At 68.5% G+C, this 6,813-nt stretch carries 10 protein-coding genes; 7 read left to right on the top strand and 3 right to left on the bottom strand.

Going from position 1 to position 6,813, the window contains the following annotated elements; translation table 11 throughout:
* The 6 genes from GM672_RS26780 to bufB all read left to right on the top strand — a co-directional run.
* A partial coding sequence (locus tag GM672_RS26780) for a general secretion pathway protein GspB (protein ID WP_170300269.1) occupies positions 1 to 338 on the top strand: 338 nt, incomplete at its 5' end.
* Positions 339 to 419: 81 nt separating this feature from the next.
* A complete protein-coding gene (locus GM672_RS26775; RefSeq protein WP_155473561.1) occupies positions 420 to 596 on the top strand; it encodes a hypothetical protein in 177 nt (58 codons plus the stop codon).
* 91 nt (positions 597 to 687) lie between these two features.
* The gene (gene mobB / locus GM672_RS26770) at positions 688 to 1,221 is read left to right on the top strand and encodes a molybdopterin-guanine dinucleotide biosynthesis protein B (protein ID WP_155473560.1); all 534 of its coding nucleotides are present in this window, start codon (positions 688 to 690) and stop codon (positions 1,219 to 1,221) included.
* Positions 1,222 to 1,288: 67 nt separating this feature from the next.
* Entirely contained in the window at positions 1,289 to 1,480 is a 192-nt protein-coding gene (locus GM672_RS26765; RefSeq protein WP_155473559.1) for a YjfB family protein, read from the top strand.
* 102 nt (positions 1,481 to 1,582) lie between these two features.
* A complete protein-coding gene (locus GM672_RS26760) occupies positions 1,583 to 1,837 on the top strand; it encodes a BufA1 family periplasmic bufferin-type metallophore (protein WP_155473558.1) in 255 nt (84 codons plus the stop codon).
* A gap of 5 nt (positions 1,838 to 1,842) precedes the next feature.
* The gene (gene bufB, locus GM672_RS26755; RefSeq protein WP_155473557.1) at positions 1,843 to 3,477 is read left to right on the top strand and encodes an MNIO family bufferin maturase; all 1,635 of its coding nucleotides are present in this window, start codon (positions 1,843 to 1,845) and stop codon (positions 3,475 to 3,477) included.
* Positions 3,478 to 3,528: 51 nt separating this feature from the next.
* Here the strand turns inward: bufB and GM672_RS26750 are convergent, their stop codons facing one another.
* From GM672_RS26750 to fumC, 3 genes are all read right to left on the bottom strand, one after another.
* Positions 3,529 to 3,846 (bottom strand): hypothetical protein, encoded by a 318-nt coding sequence (locus tag GM672_RS26750; RefSeq protein ID WP_155473556.1) that lies wholly within the window; start codon positions 3,844 to 3,846, stop codon positions 3,529 to 3,531.
* 69 nt (positions 3,847 to 3,915) lie between these two features.
* Entirely contained in the window at positions 3,916 to 4,152 is a 237-nt protein-coding gene (locus GM672_RS26745) for an RNA-binding S4 domain-containing protein (protein WP_155473555.1), read from the bottom strand.
* A gap of 96 nt (positions 4,153 to 4,248) precedes the next feature.
* The gene (gene fumC, locus GM672_RS26740; RefSeq protein ID WP_155473554.1) at positions 4,249 to 5,646 is read right to left on the bottom strand and encodes a class II fumarate hydratase; all 1,398 of its coding nucleotides are present in this window, start codon (positions 5,644 to 5,646) and stop codon (positions 4,249 to 4,251) included.
* A 140-nt stretch (positions 5,647 to 5,786) separates the two neighbouring features.
* Between fumC and GM672_RS26735 the strand changes: the two genes are divergently transcribed.
* The gene (locus GM672_RS26735) at positions 5,787 to 6,812 is read left to right on the top strand and encodes a type IV pilus assembly protein FimV (protein ID WP_155473553.1); all 1,026 of its coding nucleotides are present in this window, start codon (positions 5,787 to 5,789) and stop codon (positions 6,810 to 6,812) included.
* Position 6,813: the final 1 nt, after the last annotated feature.

Below are 6,813 nucleotides of genomic sequence, written 5' to 3'. Positions count from 1 at the left end.
CCGCGCCGGTACCGAAGCCAGCCGTCGTGGCCGCCCCCGCGCCGCCGCCGCCCGCCGTTGCGCCTGCCGTGACGCCCGAGTCGAAGCCGGCGCGCGAGCCGGACGACAGTGCCATCCAGGCCCTGCGCGACCTGCCGGAACCGATCCGGCGCGCCATTCCCGCCTACTCGATGGACGGCTATATGTATTCGCCCAACCCGGCCGATCGCCTGGTGCTGATCGACAAGGTGCTGCGGCGCGAAGGCGAGGAGGTGGCGCCCGGCCTGGTCCTGGAAAAGCTGCTGCCGAAGGGCGCCGTGTTCACGTTCCGGGGCTACCGCTACCGCGTGGCATTCTGAACACGCACGTTTGCGCCGTCATGGGGGCGTCATAAGACTTTGTCATCCTTGTCGTATTGGCAAAACGACTGGAGTCTTCCGATGAAACTGAACATGCTGTCCCTGCTGGTTTCCGCTTCTCTGCCGGCCCACGCCGCCGCCATCGCCCCCGACCGCGTTTCCGAGCCCGGCATCCTGATTGTCCTGCTGGCCGTCGTCGCCCTCGTCTGCCTGGCCACGGGCGGCAAGGACGACAACAAGTTCGGTCGCGAGCCCTGAACGGCGGCCGGCGGCTGCCGGCCCCTGCGTTGCATCCCGTGCTGGGTATAATGGCGACAAGAACAATGACGCTATTGAGCGGGGAGAACAGATGCAGGGCGAACAATCCCCGGCGCACCGCGTCATCGGGGTCGTCGGGCGTTCCGGCAGCGGCAAGACGACGTTGCTGGAACTGGTCGTGGCCCGGCTGGCGGCGCAGGGCCTGCGGGTCAATGTCATCAAGCACAGCCACCACGACCTGGAACTGGAACCGCCCGGCAAGGACAGCGCGCGCCTGCGCCGGGCCGGTGCCGCCGAAGTGATGGTGTCCTCGCCTTACCGTTTCGCCATCGTGCGCGAGCTGCGCGGCGCCCCCGAACCGGGCCTGGACGAGCAGTTGGCGCGGCTGGGGCCGGCCGACCTGACCCTGGTCGAAGGCTTCAAGTCCTGGCCTGTGCCGAAACTGGAGGTGTACCGCGCCGCCGTCGGCCAGCCGCCCCTGTACCCGCTCGATCCGGATATCGTTGCCGTCGCATCGGACGCGAGCCGCCCGGCCGGCCTGGCCGCCGGCGTTGCCTGGCTCGATTTGAACGACCCTGAAACGGTGCTGGCGTGGATCGGCGGGCGCGTCGAAGCCTTTCGGTAAACACTTCCTAAAGTTTGGCGCCATGCGGCCGTAACCGGCACACGGCGCGTTGCCGAACGGAGGATGTATGGACGTGATGGGAATTGCCCGGCTGGCAACGACAATGGCCGAAACCAATGTCCGGCAGGAGGTCGGCATTGCAGTACTGAAGAAGGCGCAGGATGCCCAGGCCGCCACGGCGGCCACCCTGATCGGGGCGCTGCCGCAGACACCGAGCCTGCCGTCCCACCTGGGCAATCACGTCAATACGACAGCCTGACGCTGCCCGCCTCTAGCCGACCTGCACAGGGACGCCGATTTTCATTAGAATCGCTGTTCCCGGGCAGCATGTCGCCAGCCCGCTTGAAAAAGGATGCACTCCATGAACAAGCATGCCATGCTGGCCGCCGCGCTGGCCACCGTCTGCGCGGCCGGTAGCGCCGCCACCGCCGAACCTGCCGAAAAAGAAAAATGCTACGGTGTCGCCAAGGCGGGCCAGAACGACTGCGGCTCGTCCGACGGCGCCCACGGTTGCGCCTCCATGGCCAAGACGGACAACGCCCCCACGGAATGGAAATGGGTGGCCAAGGGCAGTTGCGAAAAGCTGGGCGGCAAGACGACGCCCCCGGCCAAATAAACCCCATGGATTTCCGGCCCGCGCAAGCCGGTATCGGCCTGCGCGTGCCCCATTACCGCGATTTCCTCGACGGCCGGCCGCCGGTGGGCTGGGTCGAAGTTCATACGGAAAACTACCTGGCGCCGGGCGGCTGGGATGCCAACGTGCTGGAACGGGTGCGGCGCAACTACCCCGTGAGCCTGCATGGCGTGGCCCTGGGCCTGGGCTCGGCCCACGGCATCGACGAACGGCACCTGGCCAGGGTCGCCGCGCTGGCGCGGCGCATCGAGCCCGCGCTCGTCTCCGAACACCTCTGCTGGGGCGCCGTGCCTGGCCGCCACCTGCACGACCTGCTGCCGGTGGCGCTGGACGATGCCATGCTCGACCTGATGAGCGCGCGCGTGCAGCGCGTACAGGAAGCGCTGGGCCGATCCATCCTGCTGGAAAACGTGTCGGCCTATGTTCGTTTCGATGCCGACACGATGGGCGAGACCGAGTTCCTCGTGGCGCTGGCGCGCCGCACGGGCGCCGGCCTGCTGCTCGATATCAATAACCTGTATGTCAACCAGTGCAACCACGGCGAGGACGCCGGGGCCGCGCTGCGGGCCATTCCGCCCGGACTGGTGGGCGAAATCCACCTGGGCGGGCACCTGGTCGCGCCCGATGTCGTCATCGATCACCATGGCAGCGCCGTGGCCGAACTGGTCTGGGCCCTGTACGAGCTGGCCCTGGCGCGCTTCGGCGCCGTGCCGACCCTGGTCGAATGGGATACCGACATTCCGCCGTTGCCCGTGCTGCTGGGCGAGGCCGCGCGGGCAACGGCGCTGGCCGCCGGCTACCCGGCCCCACCGGTGGCGTCAGCCGGGCCGCTGCCTGCCGTGGTCATCCGCGAGGCCGCCGACACGGTCGCCATGGCACAGCAGCGCTTTGCCGCCGCCATCCTCGACGGGAAAGGGCCGGAAGGCCTGCGCGCCGCCGACCCGGCCCGGCGCATGGCCGTCTACCGGGGCAATGTGACGGGCAGCTGGCAGCGGGCGCTGGCGGCAAGCTTCCCCGTCATCGGCCAATTGGTCGGCGCCGACTTCCTGGCCGCGCTGGCGCGCGAATACGGCCGCGCCCACCCGTCGGCGAGCGGCGACCTTAATCTGTTCGGCGAGGGCTTCGCGGCCTTCCTGGCCGGTTTCGAGCATGTATCCCACCTGCCTTACTTGCCGGACATGGCGCGCCTCGAATGGCTGCTGCACCGGGCCCATTACGCGCCCGATGCGCCACCGCTCGATGCCGCCGTGTTCGGCACGCTGGCGCCGGAGCAGTTCGGCGAATGCCGACTGGAGCTGCATCCGGGGGCGGTGCCGTTCGCGTCGCCGTGGGCTGTCGTGCCGCTGTGGCTGGCGCACGGACCGGAGGGCGGCGCATTTCCCGCCATCGAAGCAGCGAGCTGGGGGGTGGTGTGCCGCCCCGGCTGGCGGGCGACGGTGCTGGTGCAGGATGGGGCCGCGCATGCCGCGCTGGCGGTACTGGCCGGCGGCGGCACGATCGGCGCCGCCTTCGAGGCGGGCTGCGAAGTGGACGGGCAATTCGATGGGGGCGCCGCGTTGCGGCAGTGGCTGCGGTGCGGGGCCTTCACGGCCCTGCGCCAGGGAGAAGCAGCGAACGCTTAGTGGGGAAAGCGCCTGGTGGAAGGCGCTTGTGGAAAGGGTTAGCGGAAAGGTTTAGTGGAAGGCGCGCAGCACGCGGGCTTCGCCATCGCGGTCGCCGTGCAGGCGGTTCGCTTCACTGGTGGCGGCCAGCATGCGCGCCAGTTGTGCCTCTTCGCACCGTTCCAGTTCCTCGGTCGCCACTAACAGCGCTTCGGCCAGCTTGTTGCGGGCCGTGTGATACAGGCCGTGGTTGTAGTGATCCGTGTTCTTCAGCAGGTCTTCCGCGTTTTCGATGACGGCGCGCAGGTCGCCGATGACGCGATACTGGCTTGCCGTGCCGGCTTCGGCGCTGCTGCCGTTGCTCCCTGCGTGATTGCGTTCCGTGTTCATGGTGGTTTCCCCTTCGTCTGGCTATCCCGTCAAATATAGCGCCGGCCGAGGTGGGGAATTTGACGCGGCTTAAGCGCCGTCCGCGCCGCTGTCGCCAACCACGACGATCCGGACATCGCCCACTGTGACCTGCTGTCCGGCCCGGATCTTGGCCGTCTTGCGCAGTTCCTGCTTGCCGTCCACCCGGACCTGGCCGCCGGCCACCAGCTGCTTGCCGGCGCCGCCGCTGTCGCACAGGCCCACCAGCTTCAGCAGCTGGTTCAGTTCGACATATTCCGATGTTAATTCAAATTCTACTTTTTGCATTCTGTCCTCGATGATTTTGGATGCCGCACATGATGTTTTTCTTGCATCTGTTGTTAAAAGAATACGAAAAACACGTCGTGCGGCGCCGTGCCGGCCTCAGCCCTTGGCGTCCGGGCGCGTCATCGCCAGCGGCACGATCCACTGTTCGAACTGCTCGGCCGTGACAAAGCCCAGGGCCAGCGCCGCGTCGCGCAGGGTGCTGCCCTCGTGCTGGGCTTTCTTGGCGATTTGCGCGGCGCGATCATACCCGATGTGGGGGGCCAGCGCCGTCACCAGCATCAGCGAGCGTTCCATCAGTTCGCCGATACGTTCGCGGTTCGGCTCGATACCCTGGGCGCAATGCTCGTCCAGGCTGCGCATGCCGTCGGCCAGCAGGCGGGCGCTTTGCAGGAAGTTGTGCGCCAGCAGGGGCTTGTAGACATTCAGTTCGAAGTTGCCCGACGCGCCGCCGAAGGTGATGGCGACGTCGTTGCCGAACACCTGGCAGCACAGCATCGTCACGGCTTCGCACTGGGTCGGATTGACCTTGCCCGGCATGATCGAGCTGCCCGGCTCGTTTTCGGGAATGGTCAGTTCGCCCAGCCCGGAGCGGGGGCCGGACGCCATCCAGCGGATATCGTTGGCGATCTTGAACAGGACCGCCGCCAGCGTCTTCAGCGCGCCGTGGGCGGCGATCAGGGCCTCGTGGCCGGCCAGCGCGGCGAACTTGTTGTCGGCCGTGCGGAAGGGCAGGCCGGTGCGCGCCGCCAGTTCGGCCGCGATGCGGGTGGCGTATTCCGGATGGGCGTTCAGGCCCGTGCCCACGGCGGTGCCGCCGGCCGCCAGCTCCAGCACGGCGGGCAGGGCGTTGGTAAGTGCCCGCTCCGCGTGGTCGAGCTGGGCCACGTAGCCGGAGAACTCCTGGCCCAGGGTCAGCGGCGTGGCGTCCTGCAGGTGGGTGCGGCCGATCTTGACGATATCGGCAAAAGCCTGGGCCTTGCCGTCCAGGGTGGCGCGCAACTGGCGCAGGGCCGGCAGCACGTCCTGCGCGACGGCGGCGGCGGCGGCCACGTGGATGGCCGTGGGGAAGATGTCGTTCGACGACTGGCCCTTGTTGACGTCGTCGTTCGGGTGCAGCTTGCGTTCCTCGCCACGCACCCCGCCCAGCAGCTCGGAGCCCCGGTTGGCCAGCACTTCGTTCATGTTCATGTTCGACTGCGTGCCCGAGCCTGTCTGCCACACGGCCAGCGGGAATTCGTCCGCATGCCGGCCTGCCAGTACTTCGTCCGCGGCCCGCGTAATGGCATCGGCCTTGGCGGCGTCGAGCACGCCAAGGTCCACGTTGACGCGGGCGGCGGCCCGCTTGACCTGGGCCAGTGCCGCGATCAACTCCGGTGGCATGCGCTCCGTCGAGATATGGAAATGGTGCAGCGAGCGCTGCGTCTGCGCTCCCCACAGCTGGTTAGCCGGCACGTCGATGGGGCCAAAACTGTCGCGTTCGATTCTGTGTTCCATGGAGTTCCCTGGTCAATGTTGGTCTTTATGGATATCTAAAGTCTAACGCATGGACGAAATATTGGCCGGGCACTTCAAAAACGCCAAAACCGGCCGTTATAGTGTCATCGCGCGTTGCGCGCAGGAAACACGTTTTTGCCATGTCGACCACACCCACCCGTTTGCTCTGTCCTGCTGCCCTGGCCTTGGGCCTTGCCTTCACCGGCGCGCATGCCGCCGAGCTGGGCGAGGCCACCGTGCGGTCGCACATCGGCCAGCCGCTGGTGGCCGACGTCGAGCTGGTCGACCTCAGCGCCCAGGACCTGGCCGACCTGCAGGCCCGCCTGGCCAGCCGCGACGTATTCCAGGGCGCCAACGTGGCCGTCAACCCGGCGCTGGCCGGCATGGGCATCGCCATCGTCAAGCGCGACCAGCGCCGGATGCTGCACCTGACGACGACGATGCCCGTGCAATCGGAATTGCTGCACCTGTATTTCGAGCTGGGCAGCGCCGGTCGGCAGAGCGTGCGGGGCGTGACCTTGTGGCTCACGCCCGCGCCGCCTGCACCGCCGGCGCCGATCGTGCAGCCGACCCGGGTGGTCGCCACACCGGTGCCGATGCCCGTGACCGTGCCTGTGCCGCCACCGGCGCCGGCGCCCGTCGTCGAGGCAAAAAAGCCGGCGCCCGCGCCGATCCGCCTGTCCACGGGCACCGTGCAACTGGCCATGGCGGGCACGGCGGGCAAGGGCGGAACGCGGGCCGACGCCGAGCTGCTGGGCGCCGTCGAACGGGCCTTCGTGGCCCGCGCGAAACAGCCGGAACCGTTGCCGGCACCGCGCAAGGCGCCAGGCGGCAGGAAGCCCGAGCCCGAGCCCGAGCCTGTGACGCCGGCGGCTGGGGCGAAAGGCGTCGACAAGGCAACCATGGCCAAGGCGGCCGAGGTCGTGCCGGCCGAAAAGAAAGGGACGGCGAAGGCGTCCGCCCCGGCGCCGGCGTCCGTGCCAGCGTCCGCGCCGCCCAAGGTCCTGCCGGCGCCTGCCAAGGCCGTGCAGGCCGCGCCGCCGACCGCGCCGCGCGCCGAAGACCGCGACGTCCACGCGGTGGCCTGCAAGGCCTACGCGGCTGCCGTCGGCAAGGTCCCGGGCACCCCGCCCGGCGCGGGCAACCGCAAGCTGCTGATGGCGTAAG

The sequence above is a fragment of the Pseudoduganella buxea genome (assembly GCF_009720835.1).
GTDB lineage: Bacteria > Pseudomonadota > Gammaproteobacteria > Burkholderiales > Burkholderiaceae_D > Rugamonas > Rugamonas buxea.
The sequence above is the reverse complement of the archived record's forward strand: the minus strand, read 5'-3'. Positions and strand labels throughout refer to the sequence as shown.

Excerpts from the sequence above, each read along its gene's own strand:
- GM672_RS26735 (WP_155473553.1), top strand. The coding sequence starts at position 5,787 with ATGTCGACCACACCCACCCGTTTGCTCTGTCCTGCTGCCCTGGCCTTG.
- GM672_RS26760 (WP_155473558.1), top strand. The coding sequence starts at position 1,583 with ATGAACAAGCATGCCATGCTGGCCGCCGCGCTGGCCACCGTCTGCGCG.
- mobB (WP_155473560.1), top strand. The coding sequence starts at position 688 with ATGCAGGGCGAACAATCCCCGGCGCACCGCGTCATCGGGGTCGTCGGG.
- GM672_RS26765 (WP_155473559.1), top strand. The coding sequence starts at position 1,289 with ATGGACGTGATGGGAATTGCCCGGCTGGCAACGACAATGGCCGAAACC.
- GM672_RS26775 (WP_155473561.1), top strand. The coding sequence starts at position 420 with ATGAAACTGAACATGCTGTCCCTGCTGGTTTCCGCTTCTCTGCCGGCC.
- GM672_RS26750 (WP_155473556.1), bottom strand. The coding sequence starts at position 3,846 with ATGAACACGGAACGCAATCACGCAGGGAGCAACGGCAGCAGCGCCGAA.
- bufB (WP_155473557.1), top strand. The coding sequence starts at position 1,843 with ATGGATTTCCGGCCCGCGCAAGCCGGTATCGGCCTGCGCGTGCCCCAT.
- fumC (WP_155473554.1), bottom strand. The coding sequence starts at position 5,646 with ATGGAACACAGAATCGAACGCGACAGTTTTGGCCCCATCGACGTGCCG.
- GM672_RS26745 (WP_155473555.1), bottom strand. The coding sequence starts at position 4,152 with ATGCAAAAAGTAGAATTTGAATTAACATCGGAATATGTCGAACTGAAC.